General features: G+C 38.4%; 13 protein-coding genes and 1 other annotated feature (1 of these 14 running past the window's edge). All 13 genes read left to right on the plus strand.

Annotated features, from left to right (window positions below; genetic code table 11):
• Nucleotides 1–64, plus strand: a binding site (T-box leader) (it extends 233 nt beyond the left edge of the window).
• A 251-nt stretch (nucleotides 65–315) separates the two neighbouring features.
• The 13 genes from ileS to carB all read left to right on the plus strand — a co-directional run bounded on the left by ileS (nucleotide 316) and on the right by carB (nucleotide 16,430).
• Entirely contained in the window at nucleotides 316–3,081 is a 2,766-nt protein-coding gene (ileS, locus tag MHH95_RS08610) for an isoleucine--tRNA ligase (protein ID WP_340727166.1), read from the plus strand.
• A 92-nt stretch (nucleotides 3,082–3,173) separates the two neighbouring features.
• Nucleotides 3,174–3,890, plus strand: coding sequence for an AzlC family ABC transporter permease (locus MHH95_RS08615; RefSeq protein ID WP_340727167.1), 717 nt, complete (start codon nucleotides 3,174–3,176; stop codon nucleotides 3,888–3,890).
• Nucleotides 3,887–4,219 carry an AzlD domain-containing protein gene (locus MHH95_RS08620; protein WP_340727168.1) on the plus strand — a complete coding sequence of 111 codons (333 nt, stop codon included), beginning with the start codon at nucleotides 3,887–3,889 and terminating at the stop codon, nucleotides 4,217–4,219. Before MHH95_RS08615 ends, MHH95_RS08620 begins: the two co-directional genes overlap by 4 nt.
• 315 nt (nucleotides 4,220–4,534) lie before the next feature.
• Complete coding sequence (lspA, locus tag MHH95_RS08625) at nucleotides 4,535–5,011, plus strand: signal peptidase II (RefSeq protein WP_191702315.1); 477 nt, start codon at nucleotides 4,535–4,537, stop codon at nucleotides 5,009–5,011.
• On the plus strand, nucleotides 5,011–5,913 hold the full coding sequence (locus tag MHH95_RS08630) for an RluA family pseudouridine synthase (protein WP_340727169.1): 903 nt from the start codon (nucleotides 5,011–5,013) through the stop codon (nucleotides 5,911–5,913). The genes lspA and MHH95_RS08630 overlap by 1 nt, the downstream gene beginning before the upstream one ends.
• Nucleotides 5,914–6,282: 369 nt before the next feature.
• The gene (locus MHH95_RS08635; RefSeq protein ID WP_340727170.1) at nucleotides 6,283–6,798 is read left to right on the plus strand and encodes a sigma-70 family RNA polymerase sigma factor; all 516 of its coding nucleotides are present in this window, start codon (nucleotides 6,283–6,285) and stop codon (nucleotides 6,796–6,798) included.
• Nucleotides 6,791–7,483 carry a hypothetical protein gene (locus tag MHH95_RS08640; protein ID WP_340727171.1) on the plus strand — a complete coding sequence of 231 codons (693 nt, stop codon included), beginning with the start codon at nucleotides 6,791–6,793 and terminating at the stop codon, nucleotides 7,481–7,483. Before MHH95_RS08635 ends, MHH95_RS08640 begins: the two co-directional genes overlap by 8 nt.
• 390 nt (nucleotides 7,484–7,873) lie before the next feature.
• Entirely contained in the window at nucleotides 7,874–8,419 is a 546-nt protein-coding gene (pyrR, locus tag MHH95_RS08645; protein WP_191698474.1) for a bifunctional pyr operon transcriptional regulator/uracil phosphoribosyltransferase PyrR, read from the plus strand.
• A 25-nt stretch (nucleotides 8,420–8,444) separates the two neighbouring features.
• Complete coding sequence (locus MHH95_RS08650; protein WP_225231065.1) at nucleotides 8,445–9,743, plus strand: solute carrier family 23 protein; 1,299 nt, start codon at nucleotides 8,445–8,447, stop codon at nucleotides 9,741–9,743.
• Nucleotides 9,744–9,985: 242 nt separating this feature from the next.
• The gene (locus MHH95_RS08655; protein ID WP_340727172.1) at nucleotides 9,986–10,864 is read left to right on the plus strand and encodes an aspartate carbamoyltransferase catalytic subunit; all 879 of its coding nucleotides are present in this window, start codon (nucleotides 9,986–9,988) and stop codon (nucleotides 10,862–10,864) included.
• Between the two features lies 1 nt (nucleotide 10,865).
• Nucleotides 10,866–12,140, plus strand: a complete 1,275-nt coding sequence (locus tag MHH95_RS08660; RefSeq protein ID WP_191698472.1) for a dihydroorotase — start codon at nucleotides 10,866–10,868, stop codon at nucleotides 12,138–12,140.
• Nucleotides 12,140–13,240 (plus strand): carbamoyl phosphate synthase small subunit, encoded by a 1,101-nt coding sequence (locus MHH95_RS08665; RefSeq protein ID WP_340727173.1) that lies wholly within the window; start codon nucleotides 12,140–12,142, stop codon nucleotides 13,238–13,240. The genes MHH95_RS08660 and MHH95_RS08665 overlap by 1 nt, the downstream gene beginning before the upstream one ends.
• A complete protein-coding gene (carB, locus tag MHH95_RS08670; RefSeq protein ID WP_340727174.1) occupies nucleotides 13,233–16,430 on the plus strand; it encodes a carbamoyl-phosphate synthase large subunit in 3,198 nt (1,065 codons plus the stop codon). The genes MHH95_RS08665 and carB overlap by 8 nt, the downstream gene beginning before the upstream one ends.

The following is a 16,430-nucleotide window of genomic DNA, read 5'->3' on the forward strand; positions in this document are numbered from 1 at the left end:
AATGAGGCTATATTTTTAGCGAATTTAGGGTGGTACCACGAGACTAATGCTCCTCGTCCCTTTTCTATAAGGGATGGAGGGGCTTTTTTGTTGTTTGAAAAGTATCCAAATCCTTTAGAGCGTTAATAAAATTATGATTAGTATAGAACGCTAAATCAATTGCTTAAACGTTGATTGGAATGGAGGGGAGATGGAACGAATGCTAAAATCGTCACGTCCTGTGACAACGCATTCGTGACCAACATCGTGTTGGCCCCCGACCCGGAATGGAAATCAACAATCAGCAATCAATAAGATAATTAGGAGGAATTTTAAATGGTAGAGTATAAAGATACGTTATTAATGCCGAAAACCGACTTCCCGATGCGCGGAGGATTACCAACGAAGGAGCCGCAAGTTCAGGCACAATGGGATGAAATGGACATCAATAAATTGGTGTTAGAGCGCACAAAAGACCGTCCACACTATGTATTACATGATGGTCCTCCATATGCTAACGGTGATATCCATATCGGGCATGCATTAAACAAAGTATTAAAAGACATGATCAATCGTCAAAAATCGATGACAGGTTTCCATGTACCTTATATTCCAGGGTGGGATACACACGGTTTACCAATCGAGCAGGCGTTAACGAATAAAGGTGTTAAGCGTAAAGAGATGTCGGTAGCAGAATTCCGTCAGCTTTGTGAAAAATATGCTTATGAACAAGTTGAAAACCAAAAAGGTCAATTCCGACGTCTAGGTGTACGTGGTGATTGGGAAAATCCTTATATCACATTAAAACCGGAGTTTGAAGCACGCCAAATTGAAGTTTTCGGTAAAATGGCGGAAAAAGGCTATATTTACAAAGGGTTAAAACCTGTTTACTGGTCACCATCTTCTGAATCTGCATTAGCAGAAGCAGAAATTGAATATAAAGACGTTGAATCTTATTCAATCTACGTAGCATTTGGAATTAAAGATGCAAAAGGTGTAGTTCCTGCAGATGCAAAATTTGTTATTTGGACAACGACACCATGGACAATTCCAGCAAACTTAGGGATTTCAGTAAATCCTGAATTCACATATGCTGTAGTTGAAGCAAACGGCGGCAAATATATCGTAGCGAAAGATTTATTAGATAAATTAGCTTCTACATTCGGTTGGGAAGATGTGCAAATCGTTCAGGAAGTAAAAGGCGCAGACCTTGATATGATCGTAGCGGAGCATCCAATTTACAAACGCGATTCATTAGTAATGGTTGGTGAGCACGTAACGGCTGAAGCTGGTACAGGATGTGTACACACAGCACCAGGTCATGGTGAAGATGACTATCAAGTAGGTAAACAATACGGCTTGGATATTTTATCACCAGTCGATAACGGTGGTTGCTACACGGATGAAGCGCCAGGCTTTGAAGGATTATTCTATGAAAAAGCTAATCCAATTGTAATTGAAAAATTAAAAGAAGAAGGCGCGTTATTGAGCGTTTCTAAATTCCAACACTCATACCCACATGACTGGCGTACAAAAAAACCAGTAATTTACCGTGCAACACCACAATGGTTCGCATCTGTAGAAATGTTCCGTAATGAGTTATTAGATGCTGTTTCTGCAACTGAGTTTACACCTGCATGGGGTGAGACACGTCTTTACAATATGATTCGTGACCGTGGTGACTGGGTAATTTCCCGTCAACGTGCATGGGGTGTACCAATTCCAATTTTCTACGCAGAAAATGGCGAACCAATTATCACACCTGAAACAATTGCACATGTTTCAAAATTATTCCGTGAGCACGGTTCAAATATTTGGTTCCAGCGCGAAGCGAAAGAATTATTACCGGAAGGCTTTACGCATGAAGGTAGCCCGAACGGTAAATTTACAAAAGAAAATGACATTATGGATGTTTGGTTCGACTCAGGTTCATCGCACCAAGGTGTACTTGCAGAACGCGGTATGAAATATCCGGCAGACCTTTATTTGGAAGGTTCCGACCAACACCGTGGCTGGTTCAACTCGTCACTAATCACATCTGTTGCCATTAATGGTCATGCACCATATAAAGGCCTATTAACACATGGCTTCGTATTAGACGGTGAAGGACGCAAAATGTCAAAATCACTAGGAAACACGATTGATCCAATCAAAGTTATGGGTCAATATGGTGCCGATATTATTCGTATGTGGGTAGCATCTGTTGATTATACAGGTGATGTTCGTATTTCAATGGATATGCTGAAGCAAGTTTCTGAAACATACCGTAAAGTTCGTAATACACTACGCTTCCTGCACGGTAACGTTACAGACTTCAACGAACTGACTGACCGTGTGGCATATGAAGATTTACGTGAAATGGATCAATATATGTATATGCGCTTACAAGATGTTATTAAAACAGTTCGTGCTGCATATGACCGTTATGATTTCTCGACAGTTTATACAACAGTGAATAACTTCGTAGCGATCGAATTATCTTCTTTCTATTTAGATATTGCAAAAGACGTTGTATATATCGAAGGAAAAGATAATAAATACCGTCGTGCGATGCAAACAGTAATGTATGACACATTAATGGCGTTAGTAAAATTATTAACTCCAATTATTCCACATACTACAGAAGAATTATGGAGCTACATTGAATTCGAAGGCAAACCACAATCTGTCCAATTAACAGACTTCCCTGAAGCTGTGGAGCAAGAAAATTTTGCCGAATTACGTACAAAGTGGGCTAAAGTAATTGTAGTAAGAAATGAAGTATTAAAAGCGTTAGAAGAGGCGCGTAATGCTAAAACAATCGGTAAATCATTAGAAGCAAAAATTTCAGTTTATGCAGATAGTGAAACAATCGAACTGTTAAATGATGCAAATATCGACTTTGCACAGCTTTCTATCGTTTCTCAATTCTTTATCGCCGGCAGTAAAGAAAATGCACCGGAAGAAGCTTTAGTACTAGAGAAAACAGCTTTAGTAGTAGAAAAAGCAGACGGTGAAAAATGTGAGCGTTGCTGGACAATTTCAGAAACAGTAGGTACGAGCGAATCACATGCAACTTTATGTAAACGCTGTGCGGATGTTGTAGAAGACTATTACGTATAAAAAAATTAGAACGCTGTTGCCGATAAGGTAATGGCGTTCTTTATAGCATTTTTAGTTTTCTGAAAAATAAAAAATTTAGGAGTGATATAGCTTTGGCACAAGTAGAACAAAGGCTATTTACACCTGATACATTCATCCAGGGGGTAAAAGATTGTATTCCGACTTTACTCGGCTATATAAGTATCGGTCTTGCATTTGGTGTCGTTGGAATTGCATCTGGAATTTCTTTACTTGAGATATTTTTACTGTCGGTGCTTGTATACGCAGGATCAGCACAGTTTATCTTTTGTGGACTCTATTTAGCGGGTGCACCAGTTACTGCGGTTATCATCACTATTTTCATCGTAAATTTGCGCCATTTATTAATGTCCTTAACGATTGCCCCGTATTTCACTAAGTATTCAACATTGCGCAACATAGGCTTTGGCACATTACTGACCGATGAAACGTTCGGTGTATCTATCGTTACAGCAGGAAAAGAAGGGCGCCTTGGCGGGAAATGGATGAATGGATTAAATATTACAGCGTATATGACTTGGATTGCGGCGTGTACTATAGGTGGAGTCATTGGTCAATGGCTGCCGAATCCAGAAAAATGGGGGCTGGACTATGCGTTAGTGGCAATGTTTGTGGCATTGCTTGTTCTAACACTCGCAAGTATTCCAAAAGAAAAATTAATGCATTACATAAAGCTGATTTTCATTATGGTCATCAGCATGTACGGAATGCTCTACTTTATGCCCGGACATTTAGCCGTCCTATTATCTACTGTTGTAGTAGCATCGATTGGGGTGGCATTGGAAAAATGACAACTTCTATAGCAATGGTATTATTAATTTTAGGCTGTGCTCTAGTAACATGGATTCCTAGAGTATTGCCGTTTATATTAGTGAAAAATATGAAATTGCCAAAAATTGTCCTGCGCTGGCTTGCCTACATACCGGTATGCATATTATCGGCACTCGTAATTGAGGGATTCTTTGAGAAAGAAGACGCAATCGTTACGGTTCAATGGATGAATGTGCTAGTATTTATTCCGACATTATTCATTGCTTTACTTACAAAAAGTTTATCGAAAACAGTGATTGCCGGAGTCGTGACAATGGCAGGATTTCGATTGTTCTTTGGCATAAGCTAAGTAGCAGCTTATTTAGTTATCGTGGCTAAATAAGCTTTTTTATATTAAGCCACTGCTTTCATTAGCAAATGTGGTTTTGAAAGTAGAACGTTTATTATGAAAAGTAGACCTTTTCACTCAGAAAATGGATCCAGCGCGTATCAAAAGTAGAAGCCACTACATTTATTAGCTAATAAAGTTTTAAAAGTAGATTCCTTTTCACTAAAAGACGAACTTTATTTTCCTTCTTTAGACACTTTTATCATGTTTAAATTATCGTTCAACCCTACAATTATGTTAAGATAGGAAAGATATATCGTAAACGGAGGATTTGCTGTGTATAAATATTACGGAATAGCTATAGTTGCAGTCATTTTAGATCAATGGACAAAATGGCTAGTCGTTAAAAATATGGAATTAAGTGAACGCATCAGTGTTTGGGATCCTTGGTTTGGCATCCTATCGCATCGTAACCGTGGTGCAGCATGGGGCATGTTGGAAGGACAAATGTGGTTGTTCACAATCGTAACAGTTGCTGTCATTATCGCCATTATTTATTTTAATCATACAGAAGCAAAGGGTAAGCCACTTTATCATATTAGTTTAATGCTACTTTTAGGTGGTGCGGTTGGAAACTTTATTGACCGTTTATTCCGTGGAGAAGTTGTTGATTTTGTCGATGTTTATATACCGGTAGTCAATTATCACTTCCCAATCTTCAATATAGCTGATGCAGCATTGACAATTGCTGTAGTCATGCTCTTTATTACGATCATTCTAGAAGAAAAAAAGGATAAGAAAAAGGTGAAATAATGGCAGTAGTCACATTAACGATAGAGGAACTTGCTGGAGAACGTATTGATAAGGCACTTTCACAAATGGAAGAATCATGGTCACGTTCACAAATTGGCAATTGGCTTGAGGAAGAGCGCATTTTAGTAAATGGCGTAAAAGTAAAAGCAAAATACAAAGTAAAACAAGGGGATGTCATTGAAGTAGACGTTCCTGAAGTAGAAGATTTAGAAATCGTTCCTGAAGATTTAAATTTAGAAATTGTTTATGAAGATGCAGACGTATTAGTTGTAAACAAACCACGTGGTATGGTGGTACACCCAGCACCTGGACATACTTCAGGTACTTTAGTAAACGGCTTAATGCATCATTGTAAAGATTTATCAGGTATTAACGGTGTAGCACGTCCAGGAATTGTGCACCGTATTGATAAAGATACTTCGGGCTTATTAATGGTTGCCAAAAATGATGTTGCCCATGAAGGATTAGTGAATCAATTAGTCGATAAATCGGTAACACGAAAATATACAGCGCTCGTACATGGTCATATTGCCCACGAAAAAGGAACAATTGATGCTCCAATCGGGCGTGATCAAAAAGATCGCCAAAAGCAAGCGGTTGTAGATAAAGGCAAACATGCTGTGACACACTTCCAAGTGATAGAGCGTTTCGGTGAGTTTACTTTAGTTGAATGTCGCTTAGAGACAGGAAGAACACACCAAATCCGTGTGCACATGAATTATATCGGTTTCCCATTGGCAGGGGATCCAAAATACGGTCCAAAGAAAACAATTGATTTCGGCGGACAAGTATTACATGCAGGTGTATTAGGATTTATCCATCCAGTAACGAAAGAATATTTAGAGTTTGAATCACCACTACCGGAAGACTTCAAACAATTAATAGAAGAGTTACGCGGGTAATACATTTCTTAAAAGAGCAACCGAATCCTTTAGAGGGTTCGGTTTTTTGCCGTTCCGGGACAGGGATTCCGGGCGGCTTGCCTCCCAGATTGAATTGCGTAACGAGATAAATAGAGGAACGAATTTCCGTTATTTTAAAATTAACCTAAAAATGAGCTACATCATTCAAATAACGGTAAACTCTAATCTTATTTTAGGAGGACAAGGAAAAAGTTATTTTTTATCGTTTAAATAATGTAAAATAATACAATATATACCACATTATTAATTGGTCTTGCTGAGAAATCCAAACATTCATAAAAATATTTTTATAAATCCAAACTCTCGCATATTGGAAATCGTTAATAATTAGAGAAAGGAGTTGTATTCTTGTTAACTATTCATGATTTAAAAGAAATAATGAATCTCTATACAGAGCCGTTAATTCGTTTAGCTTATTACTACGTAAAGGATCGCCAGGCAGCAGAGGATATTGTACAGGAAGTATTTATAAAGATCTATCATGCTCAATATAAATATGAAGAACGTGGAGAACTAAAAGCTTTTTTATACAAAATGACCGCAAATAAAAGTAAAGATTACTTAAAAAGCTGGACATATAAAAAAGTACAACTGCAAAAAATTTTTCCTTCAACGAGTAAAATAGATTCAGATGGTTTGGTTAGGAAAGATGAGCAAACAATCGTTGGTGATGCAATCCTAGAATTGCCATTAAAACATAGAGAAGTACTTATCTATTATTATTTTAATGATATGAAAATTAGTGAGATCGCTCTTTTACTAGCTACTTCAGAAAGTACGATCAAAACACGACTAAGAAGAGGAAAAGAATTATTAAAGGATGAATTGAAAGATATTGAATGGGAGGTGCTGCTAAATGGATAACTATACACCTAATGAGATAAAAGATTTAAAAATAATGAAACAACGCGTTATGCAAAATGTAGTGCAAGAGATCGAGAATAAACAACCAAAACCAAAATATAGATGGCGTTTTATAATAATCAGCGCAATTTTCACATTAAGTATGTTCTTCTTTATGTTAAACCAAATAATGAGCGATAATCAGCATTCAGCTAATACCCCGCAACTTGATTTTACTCAACCGCAATTTTATGAAGAACATGGTTTATTTTATTTGAATGGATTTACTTTAGGCGATTCAAAATCAGATGTAGTAGAACGCTTAGGAGAAAAGAATTTAACAGAAATTCGAGTAGCAGAACTAATAGCCAACAGTGAGTTAACAGAGATTCAGGAGGACGGCAATGGTGCTGACTTTATATTAGATTATAAGGGAGAGGCCAGATTTTACTTTTATGATGAGAAGTTATTTTCAATGTTACTTCTGAATACAAATGAAGAACAGTTTGAAAAAATATATAAGGCATACAATGGAATGAAATTTACGGCTTATGGAGACCATTACCTTTATTCAAGTGAAACTTCTCATATAGTAAAAGCTGAGACAACTCCTATGGGGAATTTGTATTTATATTTATCAATTGCCGAGCCTGAACAACTAATGGAGAATGAAGGGTATATAAAATTGATAGAAGGTACAGATTAGCTATATATTAGATAATTTAGTTTTGAATGAAAATTATTAACGGATAATTAAGATTATTTAAATATTTATTTTCAGTTGTCTGACCTTCAAAATGCTTATTGACTTCTAAATTGATGAGGCATATACTGACTACAGTGAGCTACAGACCTTGACGAGAGCAAGCAGGTAGACGCTACTATTCAGAATATTGTTCACCTTTAATGGCAGTCCAGAGAGGCTGAGAAGGGATAATGTAAGCATTTACGGCATTTTTGTGCGCAAAAATATCCGTATGCAGTTTTTTCAACATGACCTTTTCAAACCCTCTAGAACTTCTAGAGGGTTTTTTGTTTGAAATGAAGACATTTAACATCCCCGTGAACATTACTAAAAAATGAAAGGAGAAAGAACATGGAACATATTTCGGTATTACTTGATGGTCCATCGATGAACCGTGCAATTACAAGGATTGCACACGAAATTATTGAACGGAATAAAGGTATTGATGAAGTAATTCTAGTAGGAATTAAAACACGCGGTGCCTATTTAGCTAAACGTCTTGCAGAAAGAATAGAAACAATTGAAGGAAAAGCAATCCGTACAGGAGAGCTGGATATTACATTGTACCGTGATGATTTATCAACAAAGCAAGTGGATGATCAAGCTCAAGTACAGCAAGTAGATATTGAATATCAAGTTAGCGACCAAAAAATTGTTCTTATTGATGATGTCCTTTATACAGGAAGAACAGTACGCGCGGCTTTGGATGCTGTCATGGATTTAGGAAGACCTGCACAAATTCAGTTAGCAGTTTTAGTGGACCGTGGTCATAGAGAGCTTCCAATTAGAGCAGATTATGTAGGGAAAAATATTCCGACATCGAGTACAGAGCGTATTCTAGTGAATTTAGAAGAAACAGATGGGCAAGATATTATCACTATTCATAAAGTAGATTAATTAGAGCGTACAGGGAGAGAAAATAATGTCAAAAGCAGTATTAGATATTCAAGAGAAGCCAAGTGCCGGTCAGCTGATCACATTTAGTTTCCAGCACATGTTTGCCATGTTCGGATCAACAATTTTAGTACCGAAATTAGTCGGGTTAAGCCCTGCAATTGCACTATTAACAAGCGGAATCGCCACAATTATTTTCCTGCTCGTAACACAATTTAAAGTACCGGCTTACTTAGGCTCTTCCTTTGCTTTTATCTCACCAATTATTTTAGTAACAGGATTTGGACAAGCGGGTGTAGAAGTAAATCCAGGAAATGCCATGATCGGAGCGATGGCAGTCGGGGTAGTATACGGAATTGTTTCTTTATTAATTTGGAAAACAGGTTATAAATGGTTAATGAATATTTTACCACCAATTGTTGTAGCACCGGTTATTATCGTTATTGGATTAGGACTATCAGGTGTAGCAGTCGATATGGCGATGAACGTGGATGGGAAATACAACGGACTTCACTTCTCGGCAGCATTAGTAACATTGGCAGCAGCTATTATTTTCAACGTATTCTTTAAAAATATATTAAGTGCAATGCCAATTTTACTTGGAATCGTAGTTGGCTATATTTACTCAGTAATTGTCGGTATCGTTGACTTTACAGCAGTGCAAAATGCGAAATTCCTGGCAATGCCGGAATTCCTGATTCCAGGCGTTGATTATGAATTCAAAGTTACAAGTGCAATTTTAATCGGTATGGTACCAGTTGTTATTGTAACGATTTCAGAGCATATCGGTCACCAGTTAGTGTTGGGGAAAGTTGTAAATCGTAACTACGTTAAGGATCCAGGCTTACATCGTTCACTTTTAGGGGATGGGCTAGGAACATTTGCATCGGCCTTAATTGGAGGACCTCCAAAAACAACGTACGGCGAAAATATTGGTGTACTTGCAATCACACGTGTTTACTCGGTTTACGTAATTTTAGGTGCAGCGATAGTCGCAATTATTGTGTCTTTCTCAGGGCAGCTAATGGCTTTAATTGAAACCATTCCAACAGCAGTACTTGGCGGAATTTCAATTTTACTGTTCGGTATCATCGCAGCAAGCGGTTTGCGTATGTTTGTGGAGAACAACATAGACTTTGGAAACAACCGAAATATGGTAATTGCTTCTGTCATTTTAGTAGTAGGAATCGGCGGAGCGGCAATGCGATTCACAGAAAGCTTTGCTATTGAAGGTATGGCGTTAGCATCAATTATCGGTGTCGTTTTAAATCTAGTATTACCAGGTCGCGAAATAGTTGAAAAAGATATTTATGAAATAGAAGAATAAGCAATACCTTTTAAAGATTTGTCCAGAGAGGCTACGAAGGGTATGACATACAAGGTTCATTACCAGAATGATACCTTAGTTTGTTACACCCTTTAAGCCTCGCTAAAATTATAGCGGGGCTTATTTATAAACAACGCATGCATATTTAAACAATAAGTAGATTAAATATACATAATGTAATAAAATAAAATTAAGCTATCAGTTACGTTGACATGTAATTGATAGTAGCGGAGGGCGCGGGCATGAAAAATTTATTATCAATGGAACATTTATCGAATGAAGAAATAATGTCTATTTTAGATCGAGCACAACATTTCGAAAATGGAAAAGAACCGATTCTAAATCGCGCTTACAATGTAGCAAATATATTTTTTGAACCTAGCACCCGTACAAAAACAAGCTTTGAAATGGCGGAGCGCCGTCTAGGATGTACGGTAATCCCCTTTGATGCAGAATTTTCGAGCACTACAAAAGGAGAAACGCTGTACGATACTGTCAGAACATTAGAAATGATCGGAATAGACGCAGTCGTAATCCGGGATAAAGAAGATGAATATTACAATGAGCTTTTAGAAGGAATCGGGTGTGCGGTTATTAATGCAGGAGATGGTGCTGGTCAACATCCTTCTCAATGTTTACTCGATCTTTATACCATTCGTAAAGAGTTCGGTGAATTTGAAGGCTTGAATATAACTATTGTCGGAGATATATCACATAGCCGTGTCGCAAAATCAAATGCAACAGCGCTGCAGCGTTTAGGGGCAAATATCCGATTTTTATGTCCGCCTGCCTGGGCAGGTGATTTTGAAGCTGCGCATAGTTGGGATGAAGTGCTCGAAGATAGTGATGTCATTATGCTCTTACGGATTCAACATGAACGGCATTCAGTAAGTAAAAATTTTTCAAAAGAGAGCTATCATGAAGAGTACGGTTTAACGGTTGAAAGAGAAAAGCTCATGAAAAAAAATGCGATTATTATGCATCCAGCCCCGGTCAACCGTGATGTAGAAATTGCTGATGCCCTTGTAGAATGTGAACGTTCCCGAATTTTTCAACAAGTACGAAACGGTGTTTACACAAGAATGGCAATATTAGAGACGATTTTGAAAGGGAGAGATTAAAATGACAACAGTTATTCAGGACGTGAAGTTACTAAATGAAAAAGGAGAATTAGTAATTTCTACTATTGTAATAGAGAATGGCAAAATCGCTTCAATTAATGGAAACATACCATCTAATGCAACAATTATAGACGGAAAAGGTCTTTTTGCATCACCAGGTTTTGTAGACGTACATACACATTTACGTGAACCGGGATTTGAACATAAAGAAACGATAGCAACAGGTACAGCTTCAGCAGCAAAGGGAGGCTTTACAACAATTTGTGCCATGCCAAATACAAAGCCTGTACCAGATTCTGTTGAAAATATGCAACTGATTAATAATTTAATTCAAGATAGTGCAATCATTCGTGTATTGCCATATGGATCACTAACAAAGGACATTTCAGGAGAAGTTCGAACTGACATGGAAGAGTTAAAAGCACATGGTGCAGTTGCATTCTCTGACGATGGTGTTGGTATTCAGCTCGCTTCTACAATGTATGAGCAAATGCAACAAGCAGCAAAACTGGATGCGGTAGTTGTAGCACACTGTGAAGATAACTCACTCATTTACGATGGTGTTATGCACGAAGGAAAACGAAATAAAGAACTGGGCTTACCTGGCATTCCATCAATTTGTGAATCTGTTCAAATTGCACGTGATGTGCTGTTAGCTGAAGCAGCAGGTGCACGCTACCATGTTTGCCACGTATCGACGAAAGAATCTGTACGGGCAGTAAGAGATGCTAAAGCAGCAGGTATTAAAGTGACGGCAGAAGTTTGTCCGCATCATTTATTATTAGAAGAAATGGACATCCCTTCAGATGATGCCAACTGGAAGATGAACCCGCCATTACGTGCTGCAGACGATAAAGATTCACTGCATGCAGCATTACTTGATGGAACGATTGATTGTATCGCAACAGACCATGCCCCACATACAGTAGAAGAAAAATGCTGTGGCATGGTAGGTGCGCCATTCGGAATTGTCGGTTTTGAAACAGCATTCCCATTACTATATACAAACTTTGTAGCAACAGGAAAATGGACATTAAAACAATTAGTAGATTGGATGAGTGTGAAGGCGGCTCAAATTTTTGATCTACCATACGGAACATTGGAGGTAGGAGCTTCAGCGGATATCGTACTAATCGATTTAGAAAAAGAGCAGACGATTGATGCGGAAGGTTTTGTATCAAAAGGTCGCAATACACCGTTTAACGGATGGGCAGCAAAAGGCTGGCCAGTAGCAACGATTTTCGAAGGCAAAATTGTATACCAGGAGGCAGAATAATGAAAAAACGTTTATTAATTTTAGAAGACGGCACTGTATTTACAGGTACGGCATTCGGTAGTGATAAAGCAAGTCAGGGAGAAGTTGTATTTACAACAGGGATGACAGGTTACCAAGAAACATTATCTGATCCATCATTTTATGGTCAAATCGTAACTTTAACATATCCATTAATCGGAAACTACGGCATTAACCGTGATGACTTTGAATCTATTACACCTGCTATCAGAGGATTTGTCGTACGTGAATTGGCAGATCAGCCTTCAAATTGGCGATCTGATATGTCGGTAGATGCTTATTTAACAGCACAGGACATTCCTGGTATTGAAGGAATAGATACTCGTAAATTAACACGAATTATTCGTGAAAAAGGTGCGGTGCGTGCCATCTTAACTGAAGCGGATGCAGAAGTAAATATAGAAGAAACGGTTGCACAACTTCAAGAAACACCATTTATTACGCACCATGTCCGTGAAGTTTCGCCTAAAGCAGCATATCCATCACCAGGTCGTGGTAAACGAGTGGTTTTACTGGATTTTGGTATGAAACATGGAATATTACGCGAATTAAACAAACGTGATTGTGATGTACTCGTTGTTCCTTATAACACAACAGCTGAACAAATTTTAGCATTGCATCCAGACGGGATTATGCTATCAAATGGACCAGGTAACCCGGAAGACGTATCAGAAGGTATTGAAACAATTAAAGGTTTAATCGGAAAAGTGCCAATCTTCGGCATTTGCTTAGGCCACCAATTATTCTCATTAGCATGTGGTGCGCGAAGCTTTAAATTGACATTTGGACACCGTGGGGGCAACCATCCAGTAAAAGATTTACGAACAGGTCGCACTGATTTAACGAGCCAAAACCACGGCTATGCCATTGATATCGATTCATTAAAAGATACAGATTTAGAATTAACACATATCGCATTAAATGATGGTACTTGTGAAGGAGTACGTCATAAGAAATATCCAATCTTCACTGTACAATACCATCCGGAAGCTTCACCAGGACCGGAAGACTCGAATCACTTATTTGATGAATTTATTGAAATGATGGAAAAAGAAGCAACGAAGGAGAATCAATATGCCTAAACGTACAGACATAAATACAATTTTAGTAATCGGATCAGGTCCAATTGTTATTGGACAAGCAGCAGAATTTGACTATGCAGGAACACAAGCTTGTCTTTCATTAAAAGAAGAGGGATATAAAGTAATTTTAATTAACTCAAACCCGGCGACAATTATGACGGATACAGAAATTGCAGATAAAGTATATATCGAGCCAATTTCTTTAGAATTTGTATCTCGTATTTTACGTAAAGAGCGTCCTGATGCGATCCTTTCGACTTTAGGTGGACAAACAGGGTTAAACATGGCGATTGAGCTTGATGAGTCAGGTATTTTAGATGAGTTGGGAATCGAAATTTTAGGAACAAAACTGGATGCCATCCATAAAGCAGAAGACCGTGATTTGTTCCGTAATTTAATGTATGAGTTAGGAGCACCTGTTCCAGAATCAGACATCATCCACAACATGGAAGAAGCAAAAGCTTTCGTTGCAAAAATTGGTTACCCAGTAATTGTTCGCCCGGCATTCACGTTAGGTGGTACAGGTGGGGGTATTTGTTACAATGACCAGGATTTACAGGAGATTGTAACGTCAGGTTTGAAATATTCTCCAGTAACGCAATGTTTACTTGAAAAATCGATTGCCGGATTTAAAGAAATTGAGTATGAAGTAATGCGTGATGCTGCAGATAATGCAATCGTTGTTTGTAATATGGAAAACTTCGACCCAGTAGGTATTCATACGGGAGATTCAATCGTAGTAGCACCGACACAAACATTATCGGACCGCGAAAATCAAATGCTGCGTAATATTTCACTGAAAATTATTCGTGCACTAAAAATTGAAGGTGGCTGTAACGTGCAATTAGCGTTAGATCCATATTCATTCCAATACTATGTTATCGAAGTAAATCCACGTGTATCCCGTTCATCTGCACTAGCTTCTAAAGCAACAGGTTATCCAATTGCGAAACTTGCAGCAAAAATTGCAGTAGGTCTTACTTTGGATGAAATCAAAAACCCTGTAACTGGTTCAACATTCGCTTGTTTCGAGCCGGCACTTGACTATATTGTAGCTAAGATTCCACGTTGGCCATTTGATAAGTTCGAGTCTGCAAAACGTAACTTAGGTACACAAATGAAGGCAACTGGTGAGGTTATGGCCCTTGGTCGTACATTTGAAGAAGCATTATTAAAAGCAGTCCGTTCATTAGAAACAGGTCATGTACATCTTGAGATGAAACACGCTGAAGATTTATCGGATACATGGATTGAAAAGCGTATTAAAAAAGCAGGAGACGAGCGCTTATTCTTCATTGGAGAAGCGATCCGCCGCGGTGTTTCTGTGGAAAAAATCCATGAATGGTCTGCCATTGACTTATTCTTCTTAACAAAATTGAAGAAAATTGTCGATATGGAAACGACTCTTGTCGAAAATAAAATGGATAAAGATGTATTAAGAACGGCGAAACGTTTAGGATTTGCAGACAAGAAAGTTGCCCAGCTTTGGGAGATGAAAGAGTCAGAGGTATATGCGTTTAGAAAAGAACAGGGCATCATCCCGGTATATAAAATGGTAGATACTTGTGCTGCCGAATTCGAGTCGAACACACCGTATTTCTACGGTACATACGAAGAAGAAAATGAATCAATCCGTACAGACAAACCATCTGTTGTTGTACTTGGTTCAGGTCCAATTCGTATCGGTCAAGGAGTAGAGTTTGACTATGCAACAGTTCACTCGGTATGGGCAATTCAAGAAGCAGGCTACGAAGCGATTATTATCAACTCAAACCCTGAAACAGTATCAACAGACTTCTCGATTTCAGATAAATTGTACTTTGAGCCACTGACAATCGAAGACGTTATGCATATTATCGATTTAGAGCAACCAATTGGCGTTGTTGTACAGTTTGGTGGTCAAACAGCAATCAATTTGGCAGACAAGCTAGAAGCGAATGGTGTGAAAATTTTAGGTACGACATTGGAAGATATTGACCGTGCCGAAAACCGTAATAAATTTGAAGCAGCCTTACAGGAACTTGGTATTCCACAACCTGCGGGGGAGACAGCGGTATCGAAGGAAGAAGCGTTAATAATCGGTGAGAAATTAGGCTTCCCAGTGTTAGTCCGCCCTTCATATGTCCTTGGTGGACGTGCAATGGAAATTGTCTACAATTTGGAAGAATTGGCGCACTATATGGAGCATGCGGTAGAGGCATCTCCAGATCACCCGGTGTTAGTTGACCGTTACTTAACAGGTCAAGAAATTGAAGTGGATGCAATCTGTGATGGAGAAAATGTATTGATCCCAGGCATTATGGAACACATTGAGCGTGCAGGGGTACACTCTGGTGATTCCATTTCAGTATATCCACCGCAAAAATTAACAGATGCACAGAAAGAAACATTAGTAGACTATACAACACGTCTTGCAAAAGGTTTGGGAATTGTTGGGTTAATGAATATCCAGTATGTCATGAGTGAAGGGGAGATTTACGTAATCGAAGTAAATCCGCGTTCTTCTCGTACAGTACCATTCTTAAGTAAAATCACAAATATCCCAATGGCAAACATTGCTACGAAAGCGATTCTAGGTCAAACAATTATCGAGCAAGGCTACCCTACAGGATTAGCTTCTGAAAAACGAGGCGTATTCGTGAAAGTACCGGTATTCTCGTTTGCAAAATTACGTCGGGTTGATATCACTTTAGGACCTGAAATGAAATCGACAGGTGAAGTAATGGGGAAAGATGCAACTTTCGAAAAGGCATTATACAAAGGCTTTGTAGCGGCTGGTATGGAAATTAAGACACATGGTACAATCCTATTCACAGTTTCGGATAAAGATAAAGAAGAGGCGGTTACTTTAGCTAAACGCTTTTCAACAGTTGGCTACCGCATTGTAGCGACAGAAGGTACAGCGAAGCTCTTTGAAGAAAATGGTGTGAAAACCGATGTCGTTGAAAAAATTGGCGGTAAAGGGAAAACGTTAATCGATATAATTCAAAATGGCGAAGCACAATTAGTTGTTAACACATTAACTAAAGGAAAACAGCCGGCACGTGATGGCTTCCGAATTCGCCGTGAGTCAGTGGAAAATGGTGTACCATGTTTAACTTCACTTGATACAGCAGAAGCAATGCTACGTGTTATTGAATCGATGACATTTACTGCAGAAGAAATGCCGAAAGCGGAGGTAGTACATTAA

This window comes from Solibacillus sp. FSL K6-4121 (genome assembly GCF_038002585.1).
Classification (GTDB): domain Bacteria; phylum Bacillota; class Bacilli; order Bacillales_A; family Planococcaceae; genus Solibacillus; species Solibacillus faecavium.

Bases quoted from the DNA above. Each gene is read 5' to 3' on its own strand.
- MHH95_RS08640 (WP_340727171.1), top strand. From the start codon at position 6,791: ATGGATAACTATACACCTAATGAGATAAAAGATTTAAAAATAATGAAA.
- MHH95_RS08620 (WP_340727168.1), top strand. From the start codon at position 3,887: ATGACAACTTCTATAGCAATGGTATTATTAATTTTAGGCTGTGCTCTA.
- MHH95_RS08650 (WP_225231065.1), top strand. From the start codon at position 8,445: ATGTCAAAAGCAGTATTAGATATTCAAGAGAAGCCAAGTGCCGGTCAG.
- ileS (WP_340727166.1), top strand. From the start codon at position 316: ATGGTAGAGTATAAAGATACGTTATTAATGCCGAAAACCGACTTCCCG.
- carB (WP_340727174.1), top strand. From the start codon at position 13,233: ATGCCTAAACGTACAGACATAAATACAATTTTAGTAATCGGATCAGGT.
- MHH95_RS08630 (WP_340727169.1), top strand. From the start codon at position 5,011: ATGGCAGTAGTCACATTAACGATAGAGGAACTTGCTGGAGAACGTATT.
- MHH95_RS08655 (WP_340727172.1), top strand. From the start codon at position 9,986: ATGAAAAATTTATTATCAATGGAACATTTATCGAATGAAGAAATAATG.
- pyrR (WP_191698474.1), top strand. From the start codon at position 7,874: ATGGAACATATTTCGGTATTACTTGATGGTCCATCGATGAACCGTGCA.
- MHH95_RS08660 (WP_191698472.1), top strand. From the start codon at position 10,866: ATGACAACAGTTATTCAGGACGTGAAGTTACTAAATGAAAAAGGAGAA.
- MHH95_RS08665 (WP_340727173.1), top strand. From the start codon at position 12,140: ATGAAAAAACGTTTATTAATTTTAGAAGACGGCACTGTATTTACAGGT.